The sequence below is a fragment of the Paenibacillus sp. 8b26 genome, assembly GCF_050626875.1.
Classification (GTDB): Bacteria; Bacillota; Bacilli; order Paenibacillales; family Paenibacillaceae; genus Paenibacillus.
Map to the genome: position 1 here is coordinate 4,689,767 of NZ_CP192445.1, position 22,558 is coordinate 4,712,324.

20 protein-coding genes are annotated in these 22,558 nt (G+C 49.4%); all 20 read left to right on the plus strand.

What is annotated here, in order from left to right:
• Window position 1 precedes the first annotated feature (1 nt).
• The 20 genes from hemC to ACQ4MX_RS21935 all read left to right on the plus strand — a co-directional run bounded on the left by hemC (window position 2) and on the right by ACQ4MX_RS21935 (window position 22,556).
• Window positions 2-928 (plus strand): hydroxymethylbilane synthase, encoded by a 927-nt coding sequence (hemC, locus tag ACQ4MX_RS21840; RefSeq protein WP_134913026.1) that lies wholly within the window; start codon window positions 2-4, stop codon window positions 926-928.
• Between the two features lie 4 nt (window positions 929-932).
• On the plus strand, window positions 933-2,486 hold the full coding sequence (cobA, locus tag ACQ4MX_RS21845) for a uroporphyrinogen-III C-methyltransferase (RefSeq protein WP_431087286.1): 1,554 nt from the start codon (window positions 933-935) through the stop codon (window positions 2,484-2,486).
• A gap of 45 nt (window positions 2,487-2,531) precedes the next feature.
• Entirely contained in the window at window positions 2,532-3,530 is a 999-nt protein-coding gene (hemB, locus tag ACQ4MX_RS21850; protein ID WP_431087287.1) for a porphobilinogen synthase, read from the plus strand.
• A gap of 30 nt (window positions 3,531-3,560) precedes the next feature.
• A complete protein-coding gene (gene hemL, locus ACQ4MX_RS21855) occupies window positions 3,561-4,865 on the plus strand; it encodes a glutamate-1-semialdehyde 2,1-aminomutase (RefSeq protein ID WP_431087288.1) in 1,305 nt (434 codons plus the stop codon).
• Complete coding sequence (locus ACQ4MX_RS21860) at window positions 4,862-5,773, plus strand: RluA family pseudouridine synthase (protein WP_431087289.1); 912 nt, start codon at window positions 4,862-4,864, stop codon at window positions 5,771-5,773. Before hemL ends, ACQ4MX_RS21860 begins: the two co-directional genes overlap by 4 nt.
• A gap of 125 nt (window positions 5,774-5,898) precedes the next feature.
• The gene (locus tag ACQ4MX_RS21865; protein WP_431087291.1) at window positions 5,899-7,221 is read left to right on the plus strand and encodes a LysM peptidoglycan-binding domain-containing protein; all 1,323 of its coding nucleotides are present in this window, start codon (window positions 5,899-5,901) and stop codon (window positions 7,219-7,221) included.
• Window positions 7,222-7,629: 408 nt separating this feature from the next.
• On the plus strand, window positions 7,630-10,296 hold the full coding sequence (locus ACQ4MX_RS21870; protein WP_431087292.1) for a valine--tRNA ligase: 2,667 nt from the start codon (window positions 7,630-7,632) through the stop codon (window positions 10,294-10,296).
• A 36-nt stretch (window positions 10,297-10,332) separates the two neighbouring features.
• Complete coding sequence (locus tag ACQ4MX_RS21875) at window positions 10,333-11,709, plus strand: bifunctional folylpolyglutamate synthase/dihydrofolate synthase (protein ID WP_431087293.1); 1,377 nt, start codon at window positions 10,333-10,335, stop codon at window positions 11,707-11,709.
• Between the two features lie 6 nt (window positions 11,710-11,715).
• On the plus strand, window positions 11,716-13,095 hold the full coding sequence (gene murC / locus ACQ4MX_RS21880; RefSeq protein WP_431091382.1) for a UDP-N-acetylmuramate--L-alanine ligase: 1,380 nt from the start codon (window positions 11,716-11,718) through the stop codon (window positions 13,093-13,095).
• Between the two features lie 167 nt (window positions 13,096-13,262).
• The gene (locus ACQ4MX_RS21885; protein ID WP_431087295.1) at window positions 13,263-14,531 is read left to right on the plus strand and encodes an SPOR domain-containing protein; all 1,269 of its coding nucleotides are present in this window, start codon (window positions 13,263-13,265) and stop codon (window positions 14,529-14,531) included.
• Window positions 14,532-14,652: 121 nt separating this feature from the next.
• On the plus strand, window positions 14,653-14,895 hold the full coding sequence (locus ACQ4MX_RS21890) for a DUF4321 domain-containing protein (protein WP_044645689.1): 243 nt from the start codon (window positions 14,653-14,655) through the stop codon (window positions 14,893-14,895).
• 22 nt (window positions 14,896-14,917) lie between these two features.
• The gene (locus tag ACQ4MX_RS21895) at window positions 14,918-15,526 is read left to right on the plus strand and encodes a Maf family protein (RefSeq protein ID WP_149094814.1); all 609 of its coding nucleotides are present in this window, start codon (window positions 14,918-14,920) and stop codon (window positions 15,524-15,526) included.
• A 13-nt stretch (window positions 15,527-15,539) separates the two neighbouring features.
• The gene (gene radC / locus ACQ4MX_RS21900; protein WP_149094815.1) at window positions 15,540-16,232 is read left to right on the plus strand and encodes a RadC family protein; all 693 of its coding nucleotides are present in this window, start codon (window positions 15,540-15,542) and stop codon (window positions 16,230-16,232) included.
• A gap of 106 nt (window positions 16,233-16,338) precedes the next feature.
• Window positions 16,339-17,373 (plus strand): rod shape-determining protein, encoded by a 1,035-nt coding sequence (locus ACQ4MX_RS21905; protein WP_044645671.1) that lies wholly within the window; start codon window positions 16,339-16,341, stop codon window positions 17,371-17,373.
• Window positions 17,374-17,422: 49 nt separating this feature from the next.
• Complete coding sequence (mreC, locus tag ACQ4MX_RS21910; protein ID WP_431091383.1) at window positions 17,423-18,250, plus strand: rod shape-determining protein MreC; 828 nt, start codon at window positions 17,423-17,425, stop codon at window positions 18,248-18,250.
• Window positions 18,250-18,780, plus strand: a complete 531-nt coding sequence (gene mreD, locus ACQ4MX_RS21915) for a rod shape-determining protein MreD (RefSeq protein ID WP_431087296.1) — start codon at window positions 18,250-18,252, stop codon at window positions 18,778-18,780. Before mreC ends, mreD begins: the two co-directional genes overlap by 1 nt.
• Before the next feature lie 82 nt (window positions 18,781-18,862).
• A complete protein-coding gene (gene minC / locus ACQ4MX_RS21920; RefSeq protein WP_134913039.1) occupies window positions 18,863-19,525 on the plus strand; it encodes a septum site-determining protein MinC in 663 nt (220 codons plus the stop codon).
• Window positions 19,526-19,528: 3 nt separating this feature from the next.
• Window positions 19,529-20,326, plus strand: a complete 798-nt coding sequence (gene minD / locus ACQ4MX_RS21925) for a septum site-determining protein MinD (RefSeq protein ID WP_013311596.1) — start codon at window positions 19,529-19,531, stop codon at window positions 20,324-20,326.
• A 513-nt stretch (window positions 20,327-20,839) separates the two neighbouring features.
• A complete protein-coding gene (locus tag ACQ4MX_RS21930) occupies window positions 20,840-21,685 on the plus strand; it encodes a M23 family metallopeptidase (protein WP_044645673.1) in 846 nt (281 codons plus the stop codon).
• Window positions 21,678-22,556, plus strand: coding sequence for a M50 family metallopeptidase (locus tag ACQ4MX_RS21935; protein ID WP_431087297.1), 879 nt, complete (start codon window positions 21,678-21,680; stop codon window positions 22,554-22,556). The genes ACQ4MX_RS21930 and ACQ4MX_RS21935 overlap by 8 nt, the downstream gene beginning before the upstream one ends.
• Window positions 22,557-22,558 lie beyond the last annotated feature (2 nt).

The window sequence follows — 22,558 nt, forward strand, 5'->3', positions numbered from 1 at the left end:
CATGCGAACAATTGTGGTAGGTAGCAGACAGAGCGCGCTTGCGCTAACTCAGACCGGGCATGTCATTGAGGATTTGAACGTGCTGTGCGCGGAGCATGGGCTGGATATGCAGTTTGTCGTAAAAAAAATATTGACCAAGGGCGACCGGATTTTGGATGTAACGTTGTCCAAGGTGGGTGGCAAAGGGCTGTTTGTCAAAGAAATTGAACAGGCCATGTTGGCAGGTGAAATTGATATGGCAGTACATAGTATGAAGGATATGCCGTCAGAATTGCCCGAAGGGCTGGTGAACGGCGCGGTACCGCGCCGGGAGGACCCGCGGGATTGTTTCGTTACTCTGGGGTCCAAGAGCTTGGACGACCTGCCGCAAGGGGCAAAGGTCGGTACGAGCAGCCTGCGCAGAGCCAGTCAAATCAAGTCATTACGACCTGATCTTCAATTGGAGCCTGTGCGCGGTAATATTGATTCCCGTCTGAAAAAGCTGGAGACTGAAGGTTTTGACGCCATCATTTTGGCGGCTGCAGGCTTGCACCGGATGGGCTGGAAAGACCGAATTACGTCCTATATACCAGAGGAAGACTGTTTGCCGGCAGTTGGGCAGGGAGCACTCGGTATTGAATGTCGCGCCAATGATGAAGAGCTACTCGCATTGCTGCATCTATACAACGACCGGGATACCTCGGCTACGGTTGCGGCAGAACGAACCTTCCTTGGCGTGCTGAACGGGGGATGCCAGGTGCCGATCGGGGCCCACGCAGTCTGGGTTGATCAAGAGATCCGCCTCACGGGTATGGTAGGCTCGCCGGATGGCGAGGTTATTTTGAAGGAAACGCTCCAGGGAAATGATCCGCAAAAGCTGGGAGAAGCGGTGGCGGCTAGCTTGATCGCCAAAGGAGCGGAACAGATTCTGGCGCAGGTGAGGGGATGATGGAATGGCGGGAAAGGTATATTTAGTAGGTGCAGGACCCGGAGACGCAAGACTGATTACGGTCAAGGGCTGGGAATGCATTCGACTGGGTGATGTGATTGTCTATGACAGACTGGCAAGCCCTCGACTTTTAGGTTTGATGAAGCCAGGTGCTCAGAAAATATATGTCGGCAAGCTGCCGGATCGTCACACCATGAAGCAAGAGGAAATCAATCAGTTGCTGGTGGATCTGGCTCTGGAAGGAAAAACAGTCGTCCGGCTCAAAGGCGGGGACCCCACCATTTTTGGGCGGGTCGGCGAAGAAGCCGGACTGCTGCGCAAACACGGTATTTCCTATGAGATCGTACCCGGCATTACATCAGCGATCAGTGTACCTGCCTATGCGGGCATTCCGGTCACACACCGGGATATAGCCTCATCGCTGTCTATCATTACGGGTCATGAAAGTCCAGACAAGCTCGATAAGAGTATTCATTGGGATAAAGTAACGAACGCAACGGGCACACTGATCTTTATGATGGGTGTGGCGAAGATCGGCTATATTAGTGAGCAACTGATGAAGCACGGCAAGCCGCCTAGCACACCCGTTGCTTTGATCCGTTGGGGAACCCGTGCGGAGCAGGATACACTGGTGGGTACGCTGGCAGATATTGAGGCCAAGGTGAAAGCCGCGAATTTTCAGCCTCCCGCCGTCATCGTCGTCGGAGAAGTGGTTAATCAGCGTGAACAGTTAAAATGGGCTGAGGATATGCCTTTGTTCGGCAAGCGGATTTTGGTTACACGTGCGCGCGCACAGGCCAGCAGTCTGGTTCATCGGATTGAAGAGCTTGGCGGCGAGCCTTATGAATTTCCCGTCATCCAAACGGTTGTCCCTACGGACGAGCCAACGAAACGACAAATTACTGAGGCGTTTGCACGATTGCCTGAATACGACTGGGTGTTTTTTACCAGCGTTAACGGAGTGGAATACTTTTTCACTCATCTGAAGGAACAAGGCAAGGATGTTCGTTCGCTATTTAAGGCGCGTATTGCCGCAGTCGGACCGGCTACAGCGGCGGCACTTCGCACGCACGGAATTGAAGCGGAGCAGATCGAAGGTCCTTTTCAGGCAGAGGGCTTACTCGAAGCGTTTGAGCAGGATTTGCAGGCAGGTCAGAACGTATTTCTGCCAAGAGGAGATCTTGCCCGGACCTGGCTGCCGGAGAAGCTGAGAGAGCTGGGACTTGAGGTGACTGAGGCCGATTTGTATCGAACCATGCTGGCCGCAAACGCACAGGATGATGAACTGCTCAAGCTGCTTGAGGAACGTGCCATCCATGCGATTACTTTTACCAGTTCCTCAACAGTCACCTTTTTTCTGGAAGCACTCAGGCAGATGGGAGTCGAAGATCCGCTATCGCTGCTGGAGGGAGTGACGATCGCTGTGATTGGCCCTCTCACTGGAGAAACAGCGACCCAGGCGGGCCTGACCGTCAGTTTCATGGCGGAAAAGGCAACTATTGAAAGTCTGATCCAATCGCTATGTGACTGGAAACAATCGAATGCTGTGACATCATAATTTTATTTTACCAAATGAATGTAAAAAAACTGGAGGTTTGCAATCATGAGTGTTCCTTTTACCAGACATCGCCGTTTGCGTCAATCTGCTGCCATCCGTAGCATGGTGCGTGAGACGGTATTGAATCCGGCTGATTTTATCCAGCCGATCTACGTAACATTCGGTACAGGAGTGAAGCAGGAAATTAGCTCCATGCCCGGTGTGTACCGCTTTTCTCTGGACCAATTGGAAGAAGAACTGAAAGAAATTAGTGAGCTTGGCATTCCTGCCGTGCTCCTGTTTGGCATTCCGGAGACGAAGGATAGCTTGGGGACTTCGGCTTTTGTGGACGATGGTATTGTTCAGGAAGCTACACGTCTGATCAAGTCGCGTTATCCCGAGCTGCTGGTTGTGGCTGACACTTGTTTGTGCGAGTTTACGGATCATGGGCACTGCGGCATGGTCCACATGCATGAGCATGATGGTGAGGTATGTGGTGAAGTGCTGAATGACGAATCTCTGGAGGTGCTGGTGCGTACAGCTGTTTCTCAAGCCAGAGCGGGCGCTGATATTATCGCGCCATCCAATATGATGGACGGTTTTGTGCAAGCGATTCGACAAGGGCTGGATGAGGAAGGCTTTTCGCATATTCCGATTATGTCGTATTCCGTCAAATATGCGTCTGCTTTTTACGGCCCTTTCCGGGAAGCCGCAGATTCTGCGCCGCAGTTTGGTGACCGCAAATCCTATCAGATGGACCCTGCTAATGCACGTGAAGCATTGCGAGAAGCAGAATCCGACGTGCTGGAAGGTGCGGACATGCTGATGGTGAAGCCATCCCTTTCCTATCTGGACGTGATGCGTACAATTAAAGACCAGTTTGATTTGCCTCTGGTGGCTTACAACGTCAGCGGCGAATACGCGATGGTCAAGGCGGCAGCCCTCCAAGGCTGGATTGATGAAAAAGCGATGGTGCTGGAGATTTTGACAAGCATGAAGCGTGCGGGTGCAGATATGATTATTACCTATTCCGCCAAGGATGCGGCAAGATGGTTGAAGCAATAAGTGTATTTTTAGAAGACAGGAGTGGTCAGAATGATCAACGAACAACGAACGGTGCGCGAGGATGCGCGCTCTAAAGTAGCCTTTGATGAGGCAAAGCAATATATTCCGGGTGGCGTAAACAGTCCGGTTCGGGCTTTTAAAGCTGTTGGGATTACACCTGTATATATCGACCGTGGCGAAGGATCACGAGTATATGATATCGACGGTCAATCCTATATTGACTATGTTTGTTCATGGGGACCGCTTATTATGGGTCATGCACATCCTGAGGTTGTTAAGGCTCTACAGGCTGCAGTTGTCAAAGGAACCAGCTTCGGAGCGCCAACGTTGGCGGAAACCGAAATGGCGAAGCTCGTTTGTGAGCGTGTTCCTTCCGTGGATATCGTTCGTATGGTCAACTCGGGAACCGAGGCGACGATGAGCGCGATTCGACTTGCACGCGGATTTACGAGCCGCAGCAAAATCCTTAAATTTGAAGGTTCTTATCATGGTCATGCGGACAGCTTGCTGATTAAAGCAGGCTCTGGCGTGGCAACACTGGGTCTGCCCGATAGTCCGGGTGTACCCGAAGCCGTGGCCACACATACGATCACCGTTCCTTATAATGATTTGGCTTCTGTGAAACTGGCCTTTGAAAAATTTGGCGAGGAAATTGCCGCCATTATTGTCGAGCCGGTCGCTGGAAATATGGGAGTTGTACCGCCACAGCCTGGATTTTTGGAAGGTTTGCGTGAGGTAACCCGGCAGTATGGAAGCCTGCTGATTTTTGATGAAGTCATGACCGGATTTCGGGTAGGACTTCATTCAGCTCAAGGTCGCTTTGGTGTAACCCCGGATCTCACATGCCTGGGTAAAGTCATTGGCGGAGGTCTGCCTGTAGGTGCCTATGGCGGACGTCGCGATATTATGGAACAGATTGCACCTTCTGGTCCGATCTATCAGGCGGGTACGCTTAGCGGAAATCCGCTGGCTATGGCAGCAGGCTATTCGACGCTTAAATTGCTGACGCCAGAAGTATATGATCGACTGGAAGAACGGGCAGCACGGCTTCAGGCCGGATTTGAACGTAATGCACGTGAGCTGGGCATACCTGTCACGATCAACCGTGTAGGCTCCATGGTTTGTCCATTTTTCACGGAAGAGAAGGTTGTCGATTTTGATACAGCTAAAACAATTAATCAGGACCACTTTCGTCGTTACTTTACCGAATTGGTGAACGAGGGAGTTAGTGTGGCACCATCCCAATTTGAGGGCATGTTTGTGTCGGGCGTGCATACGGTGGAAGATATTGATGCTACCATTGAGGCCAACTATCGCGCGCTCAAACGTCTATGAGCTGGCAAGGCGGCTGGAAAAGAAGGGGACCGTGGCTGGAAGTCACACCGGGACGGGAAATCACAGAGGGTGAAAATCGCGCTGATGCTGTAGATCAGTGGTTGCTGAACCGTTTGGAGCTACCGGACAAGCTGTGGCGCAGACTGCGACACGAAAAGCAGATTGAACTTGTGGGGGACCGGCTGCGGCTGGCCCTTTTTCCCGTTACGGACCTTGGCGTGACCCCTCGCTGGTACGATTTGAAGGTGCTGTATGAGGATGATTTTTGCCTGGTCGCACACAAACCGGAGGGTATGGCGGTACATCCGGACGGAGCTGTAAAAGATGGCCCACTGACGTTGGATCATGCGGTCGCATCGTATTATGAGATGAATGGCATCCATGCGGCAGTACGGCATGTACATCGTTTGGATACGGATACGACAGGCCCGGTGCTGTATGCCAAAAATGAATTCGCGTTGCTCAAGCTGGACGAGCAGATGCGGGCCAAGGATATCGGTCGCCGTTATGTGGCTTTGGTACGGGGTGAAGTCCCTTCATCACTGCGGACGCTGGATTGGCCGATTGGCAAGGACAGGCATCACAAGCAGCGTCGCCGTGTTTCTCCGACCGGACAGAGCGCGGTTACCCATGTGGAACTTGGTGAAGTGTGGGGGAGCGGTCAAAAGGCGGTTAGCCTCGTATATTTAACACTGGAAACAGGCCGAACGCACCAGATTCGCGTTCATCTTAGCCATGCGGGCTATCCGTTATTGGGGGATGTATTATACGGGGGACGGGCTGCTGATTTTGGCAGGCAGGCGCTGCACGGAGAGCGTCTTACCTTCCGTCATCCGCTGAGCGGAGAAACGATTACTGTGGAAGATGCTTGGCCGGATGATTTTCAAAAGCTGCATAAACAGCTATAAAAGATGGCATGCCTTCTATTTTGGCGCATATACTTGAACCTAGAAACGGTTTGCAATATGGAGTTTCCGTGCGCCTGACAGGAGTCAGAGGATGTGCGGAGGCTGCCCAAAGGAGGATGCCATCCTTGAACAAACAACAGAATGATCAGCCGCAAGGCTTGCGTTTTGATATTTATGAACGCATTCATTTGACGGAGGAAGCTGCCGGGATTGCTGAGTTGGAGGAAATTGAGCTTCTGCCACGCATTCAGGTTGTAACCCACGGCGACCATGCCGCTTTGCGAGGGCATTTGCTGCTGGAGGGCGTATACCGCACACCTGAACAGGTAACGAACGAGCTTCATCATTTGATCCCTGTGGAAATTACGATTCCACTGAATCGGGTAGGAAGATTGGAAGACATCTCTGTTGAGATTGAGAATTTTGATGTGGACCTGCTGTCATTACGTAGTCTGAATATTACTGGTGTTCTCTCCCTGCACGGGGTGGAAAGCTCCCATGCGGAGGAGACAGCGGTTTGGCTGGATGAGGAATTTACGGTGGTGCACGCACCTGAACATCCCGCTCAACCCTTTTCCACGAATGGAGAGCAGCGTCAGGAAGAAACTTATGCCACCCAGGATTCTGTATTCAATCACACGACGGAGTCTGAATCTTCATACAGGGTACCGGCTCAGCAGGAGTACGCTTCCTGGGAACAGCCGTCACAGAAGTATGGGGAACAGAAGTCATCATCGGAACAGCAAGGTTATGAGCCTGCTGTAGACCCGAACCGGATCTATGAGCCTTGGGCGAGTAAAGCTGTTGAAGTTAGCACTTCCGGGATAAAGCATGAGCATGAGACACCGGAAGTATGGGGATTTCAGCAAGAGGAAGCATGGACGGGAAGTGACCCGAAAATATCCTCCACCGCTCCCGATGTGGTCTATGATCCTTTGCTTGCTGAACCGCATCATGTTACGGAGTCGGAGATCTATTTGGAGCCGCAGCTTGAAGCAGGTCAGGTGAATGATTTTAGACCTGAGACATTAGAGCAGGTGGACGGTGCGTTCCATGATACTGTTGCCGACGATAAGCCGGAGATGCGCGTGGCGTTGAACAGCAAAAAGAACGAAAAAGCAGACGAGCCGGACCCGGTGGTCTACTCATCTTTGCTCCAATCCAGTCGTTCAGTGAAGGAAGCGGAATACCAGCAGCAACTGGAGCAAGAACCGCAGGGCCAGGCGCAGGAAGCCGAAGAAGAGCGTGAGGATGCCAAGTGGAAAAACCTTTTTTTCCATACACAGGATGAAACGTCTTTCCGCAAGGTCCGACTATGCATCGTGCAGCGTGAAGATACGCTGGAAACCATCGCTGACCGCTACCAACTCAGCACACGGGAGCTTCAATTGTATAACAGGCTGGCAGAGCAACATGTGGAAGAAGGGCAGGTATTGTACATCCCTTAACCCGGTCATTGGAAAATGAGCAACGGGTGTTGACTATAGTCAATGGGAAATGTATGATGTGGTATAGCTATTGAAAGACTGAGATCGGGAAGAGTAGGCAGCAAGCCCTTCAGAGAGTGGAATTGCAGCGCTGTGAGGTTCCGCAGGAAGCTACTGGCCGAAGTCACCCGGGAGTCGTCTGTTCGAACGGTCCCTCATTTAATCCCAACGGAAGGTACGAGGTTCACGGTAGAATAAGGCCGGTCCGCAGCCGTTATCTGCATAAGTGTCACACCATGTGTAATGGATCAGTGGATACATACACTAGGGGTGAAACAAAGGTGGTACCGCGAGAGAACAGCCTTTCGTCCTTTGAGGATGAAGGGCTTTTTTTATTTGCCAATTGAAAAATCATGGAGGTATCCTGATATGTCAGAACAAGACAACAAGACAACCTTGGAAATGCCGACAACGTACGATCCAAAATCAACAGAGAAAAAATGGTACAAAACGTGGATGGAGAAGGGGTATTTCCGCGCTGGGCGACTTCCAGAGGCAGAACCTTTTACGATCGTTATTCCACCGCCGAATGTTACAGGCATGCTGCACATTGGACATGCTCTTGATTTTACTTTGCAGGACATTATTATTCGCACCAAGCGGATGCAGGGCTATGACGCATTGTGGCTGCCAGGAGCAGACCATGCGGGCATTGCCACCCAGACGAAGGTAGAGCAGAAGCTGCGTGAGGAAGGCTTGACGCGCTACGATCTGGGACGCGAGAAATTTTTGGAGAAGGTTTGGGAATGGAAGGATCTATACCTGGACAATATCCATAATCAATGGGAAAAAATGGGTTTCTCCCTCGACTATTCACGTGAACGTTTTACGCTGGATGACGGATTGTCTCAAGCTGTTCGCGAAGTATTCGTCAAGCTGTACAAGAAGGGCCTGATTTATCGCGGTAAACGCATCATTAACTGGGATCCTGCTGCACGTACGGCTTTGTCAGATATTGAAGTGGAATACAAAGAGGTAAACGGCAATCTGTATCACCTGCAATATCCGCTTCAAGATGGCAGCGGATTTATCACTGTAGCCACCACGCGTCCTGAAACCATGCTGGGCGATACAGCGGTAGCCGTACATCCTGAGGATGAACGTTACAAGCATATGATCGGCAAAACACTCGTACTTCCGATTATCGGACGAGAAATTCCGGTTATTGCGGACGACTACGTAGAAAAAGACTTCGGTAGCGGTGCGGTTAAGATTACACCTGCTCACGATCCGAATGACTTTGAAATGGGCCAACGTCACCAGTTGCCACAGATTACTGTTATGGATGAAACAGGTACGATGAATGCCGAAGCAGGCAAATATCAGGGCCTTGACCGCAGTGATTGCCGCAAGCAAATCGTCGCTGATCTGAAAGAGCAGGGCGTCCTGATCCGTATCGAGGAGCATGTGCATCAGGTGGGCCACAGCGAACGTACAGGTGCGGTTGTAGAGCCTTATCTGTCTACACAATGGTTCGTGGAAATGAAGCCTCTGGCAGCCAAAGCGATTGAAGTGCAGAAGGCTGGCAATGGCGTAAACTTTGTCCCGGATCGCTTTGAGCGTACTTATCTGCACTGGATTGAAAATGTGCGTGACTGGTGTATTTCCCGTCAATTGTGGTGGGGACATCGTATTCCTGCCTGGTACGATGAAGAAACCGGAGAAATTATTGTATCGGTGGAGGACCCTACAACCTTGCCTGAATATGCTGGCAGAAAGCTGAAACAGGATGAGGACGTGCTGGATACATGGTTCAGCTCTGGCTTGTGGCCGTTTTCGACACTGGGCTGGCCTGAGCAGACTGAGGACCTCAAACGCTACTACCCAACCAATGTCTTGGTTACAGGCTATGACATTATTTATTTCTGGGTGTCGCGGATGATTTTTACAGCCCTGGAGTTCACAGAGGAAATTCCGTTCAAGGATGTGTTGATGCACGGACTGGTTCGTGATGCGGATGGAAAGAAAATGTCCAAATCTCTCGGAAATGGTGTAGATCCGCTCGACGTAATCGACAAATACGGTACAGACGCCATGCGTTACATGGTTTCTACAGGCAGCACGCCTGGACAGGACCTTCGTTTCCGTTGGGAACGGGTAGAGCAGGCTCGTAACTTTGCCAATAAAATCTGGAATGCGTCACGCTTTGCGCTGATGAATCTGGAAGGGGTTACTGCGGCGGATATCGACATTACTGGTGACTTGAGCACAGTTGACCGCTGGATCCTGCATCGTTTGAACGAAACTTCACGCGATATCACGCGTCTAATAGATGCTTATGAATTTGGCGAGACAGGCCGCCTTCTGTATAACTTTATTTGGGATGACTTGTGCGACTGGTACATCGAGTTTGCGAAGCTTTCCCTGTATGGCGAAAACGCAGAGGCGAAAAAGAAAACACAGTCCGTACTGGCGTATGTGCTGGACCGGACACTGCGCATGATTCATCCGTTCATGCCGTTTATCTCCGAGGAAATATGGCAGCATCTTCCGCATGAAGGCGAAACGATTACACTGGCCGCTTGGCCTGTCTATGATCCGGCTTTCGAGGACAAGGATGCGGTAGCTGAAATGAATTTGCTGATCGACGTGATTCGCGCTGTGCGGAATATCCGCGCTGAAGTGAACGTGCCGATGAGTAAAAAGATCGAATTGCTCGTAAAACCCGGCGATCAAGCCGTTCTCGATATCATTAGCCGCAATGGGGAATATGTACGTCGATTCTGTAATACGTCTGAATTTGACGCGGGATTGGAGCTATCTGTTCCAGATAAAGCCATGACTTCTGTAGTCAGCGGAGCAGAGTTGTACCTGCCGTTAGCCGGCCTGCTTGATATTGCCCAGGAAATTAGCAGACTCGAAAAAGAGCTTCAGCATTTGAACAGTGAAGTGGAGCGCGTGGAGAAAAAGCTGTCCAACCAAGGCTTCGTGGCGAAGGCACCAGCCAAAGTCATCGAGGAAGAGAAGGCCAAGCAAGCCGATTATTCGGATAAGCGCGCCAAAGTTATCGCACGGATCGAAGAACTCAAGGGATAATTCCACTAACTATAAAATGACCTGAAGGTGAAGAGAATGTCAGATACGATCAGGGGCGGGGGAGTAGCTCCTTTACAAAGCTATGATGAAGCAGTTCAATGGATTAACGGTCTGATTCCGTTCGGAATCAGACCCGGACTGGAACGGATTGAGCAGTTAATGAGCATGTTGGGTGATCCGCAACGGCATCTTAAATTTGTGCATATTGCCGGAACCAATGGCAAGGGCTCGACTTGTGCTTTCTTAACCTCTGTCCTGCTGAAATGCGGTTATGATGTGGGGACCTTTACGTCTCCGTATATCACCCGGTTTACGAACCGATTCCAATTCAACGGGACGGATATTCCCGATGATACACTGGTCTTACTTGCCAATCGTTTGTATCCGTTGGTCAAGAAAATCGCGGTCAGTGATTTGGGATCACCCACGATGTTCGAGGTATCGACAGCGTTGGCTATTTTATATTATGCAACGGTGACTTTTCCAGATGTTGTGGTATGGGAGACGGGCCTCGGGGGAAGGATGGATGTAACTAATATCGTGAGTCCTATCGTTTCTGTCATTACGAATGTAGGCTATGACCATACGGATATTTTAGGGGATACACTTGAACAGATCGCAGGTGAAAAGGCTGGGATTATCAAGCCAGGCGTACCTGTTGTTAGCTGTGTATCTCAGCCAAAGGCTATTCAGGTTATACGGGAAACGGCGGCAAAGCAGGGAGCTACCTTGTATCTAGCAGGAGAACAGTTTACGTATGAACGGCTGAATGGGGACGAAACAGGACAGACTTTTTCGTTTGCGGGGCCCTTCCGACACATGGAAATCGGCATCACGTTGTTAGGCGAGCATCAATGTGCTAATGCGGCAGGAGCTTTGATGACACTTGAGGTGCTTCGTCAGTATATGGCTTTTGTGCTGGATGACGCTGAACTACTGGAGGGCTTTAGAGAAGCGGCCTGGGCAGGTCGTCTAGAACAGGTCAGCAGTTCGCCGCGAATTGTTATTGACGGTGCTCATAATCCAGAAGGGGCGCAGACGCTGGCAAAGAGTCTTCCCCAACTGTATTCGTACCGAAAAATGGTTTTAATGATGGGTATGCTGTCAAACAAGCATCATGAAGCATACTTGCAGCATATACTGCCACTAGTGGATACGCTTATCCTGACCGAGCCCGATTTCCGCCGCAAAATGAATGCCGCTGAACTGGCTCATCTCGTGGAGAAGCTGCGGCCGTCCCATGCCAAAACGGATTTGAAAATTATTGTAGAAGGTGACTGGAAAAAGGCTCTTCGCCTGCTTCAGTCACATACGGAAGCGGAGGATCTGGGGGTGGTGTCCGGAACACTGTATCTCATTGCGGATGTACGGGCTACCCTTATGTATCAAACCGATTCGGAAAAAGGTTGGTGAAATTTGTTGATTACTTCGGAACATGTTCATTTTATCGGTATCGGCGGTTACGGGATGAGCGCGATTGCTCGGGTCATGCTGGAGATGGGATATACCGTGACAGGCTCAGATGTGGCATCACAGGAGCTGACAGAAAAACTGGCGGCGAAAGGCGCAAAAATATACCTCGGGCACACGCCTGAGCACGTTACAGGGGCGGACATCGTCGTTTATTCGACGGCACTGTCCCGTGACAATGTGGAGCGGGTGGCAGCAGAGGAATTGAATATTCCGACCCTGCATCGTTCCCAGATGCTCGCAAGGTTGCTTAACGAGCGTAAGGGAGTAGCTGTTGCGGGAGCACATGGGAAAACGACAACCTCCTCGATGATCGCTCTGGTCATGGAGAGATGTAATGTCGATCCAACATACATTATTGGCGGCGAAATCACGAATTTGGGGACGAATGCCAAAGCAGGCAAAAGCGAGTTTGTCGTTGCCGAGGCAGATGAGAGTGATGGCTCTTTTCTGCAATATCATCCTTGGCAAGGTATCGTGACCAACATTGAAGCCGACCATTTGGAAAATTATGATGGCGACTTTAATCGTCTGAAAAGTGCCTATGTACAGTTCTTGAGTCAAATCCGGCCGGATGGCGCGGCTATCGTATGTGCTGATGATCAGAACGTACGGGAAATGCTGCCTCAGATTCAGACTCGAGTCATTACCTATGGAGTCGAGCATGAAGCAGATTATACGGCAACGGATATCCAGTTGGGTGACCGTCGATTAAGCTTTACCATGAACCGCAAAGGGACGGTGCTTGGAACCATCGAATTGTCTGTACCGGGTAAACATAATCTGTACAACGCTATGGCTAGTGTGATTTCTTGCTTGGAGGCAGGTATCCCATTTGAGCAAATTGCTGCGGCTATTGTGGAGTTTCACGGAGCAAAGCGTCGTTTTCAGGTGCTTGGCGAAAGCAATGACATTCTTGTTATTGATGATTATGCCCATCATCCAACAGAGATTGAGGCTACGATTAGTGCAGCTACAGTGACTGGAAAGCGTATTATTGCCGTGTTCCAGCCGCAACGCTACAGCCGTACTTTTTTCCTGCTGGATGCGTTTAGTCGTGCTTTCAGCGAGGCAAATGAAGTCATTATTACCGACATTTATTCTCCGGCGGGAGAAAAACAAATTGAAGGTGTGCATTCTTCCAAGCTCGTGGATTTAATCGTCCAGAACAGCAACGCGAATGCCATTTATCTGCCAACCAAGGAAGCTGTCATCGACGAGTTGAAGGATCGCCTTCAGCCGGGTGATCTTGTGCTGACAATGGGCGCGGGAGATATCTGGAGAGTGGGCGACACACTGGCACGCCTTCTGCGCGAACGGCAAGTCTAATAAGTATCTATAAGGCGTTATGCCTATGAAATACAACCATTCAAGGGTATCCCGAACACGAAACGTGTCCTCGGGATACCCTTTTTTGTAGTGCCCGGGGCATATTTTCACTTCCTGACTCATACAACAGACTATGAGGAAGTATGGGACAAGGAGGGAGTGCATCCGTGAACAAGGCAAAGATGACATTCCGGTTCGATCAACAGACGTCGGAGACATGCCGAGAGGAAAGGCTACAGGTGCTTCCGTACAAAACCGGGCCGATAACTAGCCAGCAGCGTGAAACAAATAAAGAAGCGGAACGGTATGAAAGCGAGAAACAGCCTCAAGCTGCTAACCAGCATGAAAGAACAGAAAGAATTAGCGGCATAGGTGCAAACAGCGAGACTGAACGAATTTCAGAAATTAACGAGCCACCGGGCGTGAATAGACCTGGCACGAGGCGACGTTTTGCTCCCGCTCCCATCGTGCAGGAAGGATGGGATGATCCGTTTGGGCGGTCAGCAGCTTCTTGGTCAGATACGGATTTTCTGCCAGATGGTACGAAAGAGGATGAAGAAGAAACTCATCGTTCCAGTCAAGAGTACCGAAAGCGCCCGCCCCATCCCTCCAGATGGAAGCTGATTGGCTCAGTAGCCAGTGCGTTGATGACCGGAGGAATGTTTGGATATATCATGTTGTTGCTTTTTAACGGAGGTGGAGCTTTCCCGGGATCAGTTCCGTCAACAGAGGAGGCTATTCCGGTCTTTAAAGAATCTGTTAGTACAGATACACCATCTGTAAAAGAGATTTCTGCTCCTGTCACAGTTGTATCGGCTCAGGTCCCTTCCCAAACCTATTACCTGCTGCAATACGGAGTATTCAGTACCCCTGAACGGGCTTTGCAAGCAAAGGAAGAGCTGTTGAAGGCAGGCATTGCCGCTGGTGGGGACACAGAGGATCAGAACCGAGTCTATGCAGGGATATCGCCGGACAGGGAACAGGCCAAGTTGCTCAGCAATCAACTGAAAACACAAGGAGTCGAGTTGTATGTCCGTGAGCTCCAACTACCTGGATTCGAAAAAGCAGCTTATGGGGGCGAAGGCGAAAAGCTCACTACCTTTTTTCAGCTAAGCAGCACATTGGTCGGCAAGCTGAGCGGGCTTTCCTCATCCTTGCTTGAAGCAGGCGGATCAGGTAAGGCGAATGCCGCCGAAATGAAGGAACTGAACGATCTGCACCAGCAGTGGACGCAAAATATCGCTGCGCTTCCCTCCGGCCTGCCGAAGGAAGCGGCTGCTTCCGTATCCACGCTGGAAAAGGCGATGAACAGTGCAGTCTCGGCACTTGGAGAATATAACAAGAACACAGCCAAGGAGCACATTTGGGAAATTCAGTCTTCGATGATGGAATATGTTTTACATGAGAAGGAATTTATACAATTCATAAAACAATAGGTTCTCAATGTTTTCCGGCAAGGAACTGGAAATAGTTCCCCATGCCGGATTTCTGTTTGTATTGCGGTTGAAATCACCGTATAATAATGAAGGTGTCAAAAAATGGCGAGGGAAGATCAGGATGAAAAAAAATGTAGGAATGCTTATACTGTTTTTGTTGCTCGGTTGGCTCTTGGGTGCATGGATTGCCAAAGCTCTTCAATCGATCAAATTCCTTTCCTTTCTGACCCACCCCACTACGATATCCTGGTCGCCGAGAGCGGATCTGGATATTATCAGCTACAACATAACGATAAATTTTGAATTGAGCCTGCTTAGTCTGATCGGCATCATCGCCGCGTTCTGGCTGTACCGCAGGCTCTAACTGATGAAAAGGAGCTTCCCTTATGGACGGGAAAATTACGCCCCGCATTATTCTGGCATCGACTTCACCGAGAAGGAAGGAATTGCTTTCATTTCTTAGACTGCCCTTTGACGTGATGCCGAGTCATGCGGATGAAAGCACGCCTGAGAGCTGGACGCCTCAGCAAATTGTGGAGGCCCTTGCGGTACGCAAAGCCGAAGCGGTCGTGAACATTGTCAGCCAGTCCGAAGAAGATGGATTGGTAATTGGCAGTGATACCATAGTCGTGCTGGATGGTTTGGTACTGGGTAAGCCTGCCGACCATGCGGACGCGGTTCGCATGCTGACAGCATTGCAGGGAAGAACCCACCGTGTATTCACCGGGGTGGCCTGCATACATACCGTAACCGGCAAAACGCTTGTCAGACACCGCCAAACGGAGGTTACGATGAAGCCCTTGAGCCATGAGCAAATTGTGGCATATGTGAATACGGGCGAACCGTCTGACAAAGCGGGAGCGTACGGCATTCAGGGTTTGGGTGCTACGCTGGTGGAATCTATTCAGGGTTGTTATTTTAACGTCGTAGGATTGCCGCTTTCCCTGCTGTCGGACATGTTGTCCGAATTCGGAGTGAGTGTGTTGCAACCTTAAAGGGGATAAACATATGTTAGAGTCGCCAACACTGATGCTTCGCGACCTCCCTCATGAAGAACGACCAAGAGAGCGCATGATGACATATGGGGCGGAAGCTTTAAGCAACGCGGAGTTGCTGGCAATATTGCTGCGTACGGGAACACAAAATGAGTCATCGGTGCATTTAGCGCAGCGTATTTTGCAGCAGGCGGGGAACTTGCGCCAACTGGTGGATATGAGTATGACCGAATTGACCCAGATTAAAGGCATTGGCAATGCCAAGGCGATACAGCTCAAAGCGGGTATCGAACTGGGGCGACGGTTGGCATTGTCACGCCATTTGGAGACCCCGGTGATCAGTTGCCCACGAGACGTGGCAGATTTGCTGTTTGAGCAGCTTCGTTATTTGCAGAAGGAGCATTTTGTATGCCTGTTCCTGAATACTAAAAATCATGTCATTGCCCAGGAAACGCTATCCATGGGCAGCCTGAATGCCGCCATCGTACATCCTCGTGAAGTATTTCGGGCAGCGATCAAATGCAGCAGTGCTTCGATTATTTGCGCTCATAACCATCCGAGCGGTGATCCGAAGCCAAGCCCGGAGGATGTCCAGTTGACCCGTCGCCTGATGGAAGCGGGCAACATCGTGGGCATCGACGTGCTCGATCATATCGTGATCGGGGACGGAACCTTCGTAAGTTTGAAGGAACAAGGTCTGATATAATATACTATTTAAATCAAACATTTAAATCCGACCGGCTAGGCCGGCCTGAATAAACCGTTTATACATGGATAACAGATTTCAGGGAAGAGAAAAGGAGATTAACATCATGCTGGGTGGCTTTACAAAAGATTTAGGAATTGACTTGGGGACGGCAAACACGCTGGTATACGTAAGAGGAAAAGGGATTGTGGTTCGTGAACCTTCTGTAGTGGCTTTGCGTACAGACACAAAAACCATTGAAGCTGTTGGTGAATCTGCAAAAAAAATGATCGGTCGCACACCGGGAAATATCCGTGCGATCCGTCCGATGAAGGATGGCGTTATTGCGGATTTTGACACGACTGCAACGATGATCAAATATTTTATCCGTCAGGCGCAAGCTCAACGTTCTTTGTTTCCACGTCATCCGAACGTGATGGTTTGTGTGCCTTCAGGAATTACTGCGGTGGAGCAGCGTGCTGTTGAAGATGCAACAAAGCAAGCGGGCGCGCGGGAAGCGTACACGATTGAGGAGCCGTTTGCGGCTGCAATCGGCGCTGATCTTCCCGTATGGGAGCCAACGGGCAGCATGGTTGTCGATATCGGCGGAGGTACAACGGAGGTAGCGGTTATTTCCCTGGGCGGGATTGTGACGAGCCGTTCCGTGCGTGTGGCTGGTGATGAAATGGACGAGTCCATCATCCAATACGTGAAGCGTCAATATAATCTGATGATTGGTGAGCGGACTTCAGAACAGTTGAAAATGGAAGTCGGGTCCGCAATGCCGCTGGAACAAGTGGAGACGTCGGAAATTCGTGGACGTGATCTGGTAACAGGTTTGCCGAAGACGATTACGATTACGTCAGATGAAATCAGTGAAGCATTGTCCGATACAGTGAATGCAATTGTGGAAGCAGTCAAAGTAACACTGGAAAAATGTCCTCCCGAGCTGGCGGCAGACATTATGGACAGAGGTATTGTATTGACTGGTGGCGGAGCACTTTTGCGCAACTTGGACAAGTTGTTGGCGGCTGAAACCGGTATGCCGGTCATCGTGGCGGAAAATCCTCTGGATTGCGTGGCAATCGGTACAGGCAGAGCGCTGGAAAATATCCATTTGTTCAAATCGCGCAGCAGTTCTGCCGTCCGTTCCAGACGTTGAATCGGGGGTGTAGGAACTGTTTAAGCTGTTCGGCAATAAAAGACTATTTATTCTATTGATCGGAATTGTTCTGTTTATTGCCCTTATGGGGATCACACTTGGACAGAGAAATTCCTTAACCTGGCCGGAAAAGTTCGCCAGAGATTCAATTGGCTTTGTGCAAGGTATCTTCTACAGGCCCGCTTCAGCAATAGCGGGCTTCTTTGAAGATATCGGGAATGTGCGGAGCATTTATAGTGAAAATGAACGGTTGAAAATTGCCGTAGCGCAGTTAACAGCCGAGCAGATTCAGACTTCTAACTTGAAAGAGACAAACGCCAGACTTGAGCAAGAACTGAAATTCACCCAAACGCAAAAGTCCAAAAATCAATATGATTATCGTATTGCACAGGTAAATAGCGTCAGTAATGATTCCAAAACGCTTGTTATTGATATTGGTGAAAAGGACGGGGCCAAGGTTGGTCAGGAAGTCAGATCACTTGAAGGGTTTGTGGGGGTTATTAGTCGCACAGCGAACTTCACTTCTACGGTTACGCTATTGACTACATTAGACCCTAAAAATCCAAATTCTTATGCAATCGCAGCGACAGCACTGGGCAAGGAAAATAATTCGTTCGGTATGATTGAAAGCTATGATCCGGCTACGAATAGATTTCAAATGACTCGCATTGAGGAAAATGATCCAATCGCAAAAGGTGATCAGATCATTACGTCTGGAGCAGGCGGGAAGTTCCGTAAAAATCTGTTGATCGGTACGGTAGAAAAAATCCAGGTTGGCGAGTTCGGACAAACACGTACAGCGATTATCAAACCCGCAGCCAGCTTCGTGGATTGGAAAGAATTGCTCGTTCTTTACACTCCTGAGGTACCGGAATAATGAAGATACGCGGTCAGGTTTTAATACTGCTGCTGTTTGTACTGTTTATAGCTGAGGGAACGATTCTTCCGTGGCTTCTTCCGGATAGTTGGCATCCAAGAATGGTTCCGAATCTCGTGTATGTCGTCATTTTGTTTGTATCCGTGTATTATAGTCGCCATACGGCATTGGTACTGGGTATTGTTTTTGGACTTATTCATGACGTTGTGTATTACGGGTTTATTATCGGACCTTACTCTTTTGCAATGGGATTGTCGGCTTATTTGCTGGGGCTGGTATTTACAGCTCGACGTGCGCCGATGCCTATTATGATGGGAGCTGTGCTGATCGGCAGTTTTCTGCTGGATTCGATGCTTTTTGCCATTGATCATCTGTTCCAGTTGAACCATCAGACTTTCGACTGGGCGTTGGCTCAATATATGATCCCTGATTTATTTATCCATTTTCTGTTCGCCCTCATCATTTACGTCCCCGTTCGCAAGCAATTGCAGCGTTTGGGTATTCGTGTGAAAAAGGAAGAGAAAGTCTAGGTCTTTTTACACACATTTTGTCCGGGTTAGCAGGGATTTCACGTTCCGGGGACGAAATGATTGAGATAGGAGGGACAGGCTAATGGCGGTGAAATCGAATCATGTCACGATTAAAGGCATCAAAGACGGCCTGGTATTCCTTCTGGACGATCAATGTGAGTTTGAGGATTTGCTGGGCGAGCTGCGTTTCAAGCTGGAGCACAGTCATCAAAATATTTTAACCGGACCGATTATTCATGTGGATATTAAGCTGGGAAGCCGGGAAGTGACGGAGGAACAAAAGGAAAGTATTCTGGATATTTTGAGACAGAAGGGGAATCTGCTCATACGGTCCGTCGAATCGCCCGGACTGCCTTCGGAGGTGCAGGGAAAAGCTCCCATTCACACCGTGACAGGGATTATCCGTTCAGGCCAGGTGCTTCATCATAACGGGAATTTACTCTTTTTGGGAGATGTGAACCCCGGTGGAATTATAACGTGTACTGGTGATATCTACGTGCTCGGTGCCCTGCGGGGTATGGCGCATGCGGGGATGGAGGGAAATGGCGAGGCAATTATCGCGGCCTCCTATTTTGCACCAACACAGCTGCGAATTTCCGAAATGATCAGTCGTCCGCCCGATGAATGGGAGACGCGTGAATCCGGAATGGAATTTGCGTATCTCAAGGACGGCGCCATGCAAATAGATAAAATGAGTAATATTGTGCGTCTGGGCCGCGATTTTAACGTGTTCAAAGGGGTGTAGCACATGGGAGAGGCTATCGTCGTCACTTCAGGAAAAGGCGGCGTCGGCAAAACGACGACGTCAGCCAATATAGGAACAGCGCTGGCACTGCTCGGCAAAAAGGTGTGCTTAGTGGATACGGATATCGGCTTGCGTAATCTGGATGTTGTTATGGGTTTGGAAAACCGGATTATCTATGATCTGGTCGATGTAGCGGAAGGTCGTTGCCGTTTAAATCAGGCTTTGGTCAAGGATAAGCGCTTTGAGGAGCTGTATATGCTGCCTGCTGCTCAAACCAAGGACAAGAGTGCCGTAACGCCGGAGCAGGTTAAGGATATTATTTTGGAGCTTAAAAAGGATTTTGAATATATATTAATTGATTGTCCTGCGGGTATTGAGCAGGGCTTCAAAAATGCTATTGCTGGAGCGGATCAGGCGATTGTCGTAACGACACCGGAAAATGCTGCTGTGCGCGATGCTGACCGGGTTATCGGATTGCTGGAAAGCTCGCATGTGATTTCACCAAAACTGGTGGTTAATCGTATCCGCAACAGCATGGTCAAATCCGGGGATATGCTGGATATTGACGGCATTTTACAAGTGCTTAGCATAGACCTTATCGGGATTGTGCCGGACGATGAAATGGTAATCAAGGCAGCCAATACAGGTGAGCCTACCGTCATGAATCCGGATTCACAGGCAGCGATTGCCTACCGTAACATTGCTAGACGGATTCTGGGTGATACAGTGCCACTCATGCAACTGGATCAAAAGAAAAGCGTGATGACACGGTTTAAGAAATTTTTTGGTATGGGTGGATGAAGAAAACAGTGAGTTATGGCTGGGAGACAGCTCCGCGTGTAATTTGATCTTACGATCGCTGTTGCCACGGGATTCTTTTATTTGTAAAACATTTAGTGGTAAGAATCCCATGGCAAAGGCGAACGCTTCACTTCTTCAGATTCAAATCACCCGCTTCGCTACTGCCTGCGCAAAATTCCTAAACTGTTTTTAAGTAAGAGAATGGATGTAGAGGAAAGATACGTACGAAGAATTGCAGGCTTTTTTAAAACTTCTTAGTCCTTTCATCTTAATTACGAACACTTAAATAAGTAATAAACTTATTTAAGTGTTTTTGGCTTGCCTTTTTAAACTTCTATAAATCCTGAATCTTAATTTCAGACTCACTACATAACCGCCATATATACAGACCATCCGGTGCGCTTGCGTCGGATTTTTTCATTTTCAGATACGTAATCCCGAACCGGACAACATAAGTTGAAGCCCGTCCTCATAAGATGTACCAAACATACCTCGCTGGGGGGCTGGAACAGGATGAATAAAAACTCCGGAATCAAGCAGCGCAGAGAAGAACGCATACAGCAGCTGATCGCGAGAAACAAAGCGGAAGAGTATTCCTCAGGCATGAATCAGGACAGGTACAGGAACAAGGAAATGAAGCCGATGCCAGCAGTCAGTACCAACCGGCCCAGAGACCCGGAAACCGAATGGAAAAATGAACGACAACGCTGGCAGCAATCTTTTGGGGAGAACCGGCGTCCGTCTTTTTGGGTTTCTTTTTGGCGCAGGTCTGTGTTCGCTACAATGCTATTTGGGTTGGTGTGGGGATTATTTCGCTGGGATGTTCCCTATGCCGTCAATTTGAGAATGTTTATCGCGGATGCCTTAAATAAGGATATGGATTTTGCAGCCGCCGGACAATGGTATGAAACTTATTTTGATGGGGCCCCGTCCTTTTTACCGATCTTTGGAGAGGAACCTGAAACACACAAGGTGAACGCAGTCCGCAAAGGCTCTCCGCCAATTCAAGGGAATATAACACAGCCATTTGCGCTAAGTCTCAAAGGAGTGGAAATTGCACCAAATGCTGCTGGTAATGGGGCAATCGCTGTCAAAAGTATAGATGCTGGACGTGTGCTGGACATATTTAATCACCCGGAAAGTGGAATTACAATTACGATTCGTCACACTGGCGGTATTACGGTAACGTACGGACGTCTATTCCGCTCTACCTTAAAGGTGAATGATTGGGTCCAGGAGGGGGACGAGGTCGGTGTGCTGCCAGCAGGCCATAGTGGCAGTGAGGCGGCGACTCTGTTTTTTGCGGTGCAGAGAGGAGATCAGTATATTGATCCGGCGGAAGTGGTAGCCCTTGATTAATGTCCGGGGCGTGACTTTGTCTCTGCATCCACTGTTCGTACTGGTGATGCTAACCTCTGTGTTGACAGGACATTTTATCGAGATCATGACTTTGTTTACGCTGGTGTTCATTCATGAACTGGGGCACGCAACAGCAGCCACGTTGTTGGGCGCGCGAGTACTGACCATACAGATGCTACCCTTTGGAGGGGTGGCCGTCATTGACGACCAGGGGAAGCTCAACGCGTGGAAGGAGATTGTCATTGCGTTAGCTGGCCCTCTGCAAAACGGAATTATGATTGTCATCCTTCTATTGCTTAGAAATGTGAGCGGGGGGGAGCATGAATATATAAATTATATGATTCAGGGAAATGCCGTCATTGCACTGTTCAATCTGCTCCCGATTTTACCACTGGACGGCGGAAAAATAATGCAGGCGCTGATGAGTTTATCCATCCCGTATCACCGTACTCTAGTTTGGACTTTTCGAGCCAGCATTGTGACCAGCCTGCTATTTTGTATCTATGGTATTTCGCCGTTATTAAGGCAAAATGGACCTATGCATTTAAATCTGCTGGCGGTAGGGATTTTTTTGCTTTATTCTAATATTGTGGATTATCGGAATATCCCTTATCGTTTTATACGTTTTTTGCTGGGAAGGGACGAGCTCTTTTACCGGGAGGCAGCTAAGGGAAGTATTGCCTTGCCAATTGTATCCTTGCCTATGAAACATTTGGAGCCTGTTTTGCGTCTTTTCAAAAGGGACCGATACCATATGGTTTATGTCATGAATGAGCAGGGACGGATTGTAGCGGTATTGCCAGAGCAACGCCTTATTCGCTCTTATTTTGCAGCGCGCCCGCCGGATGGCGGAAAATCCAAACCTAAATAGAA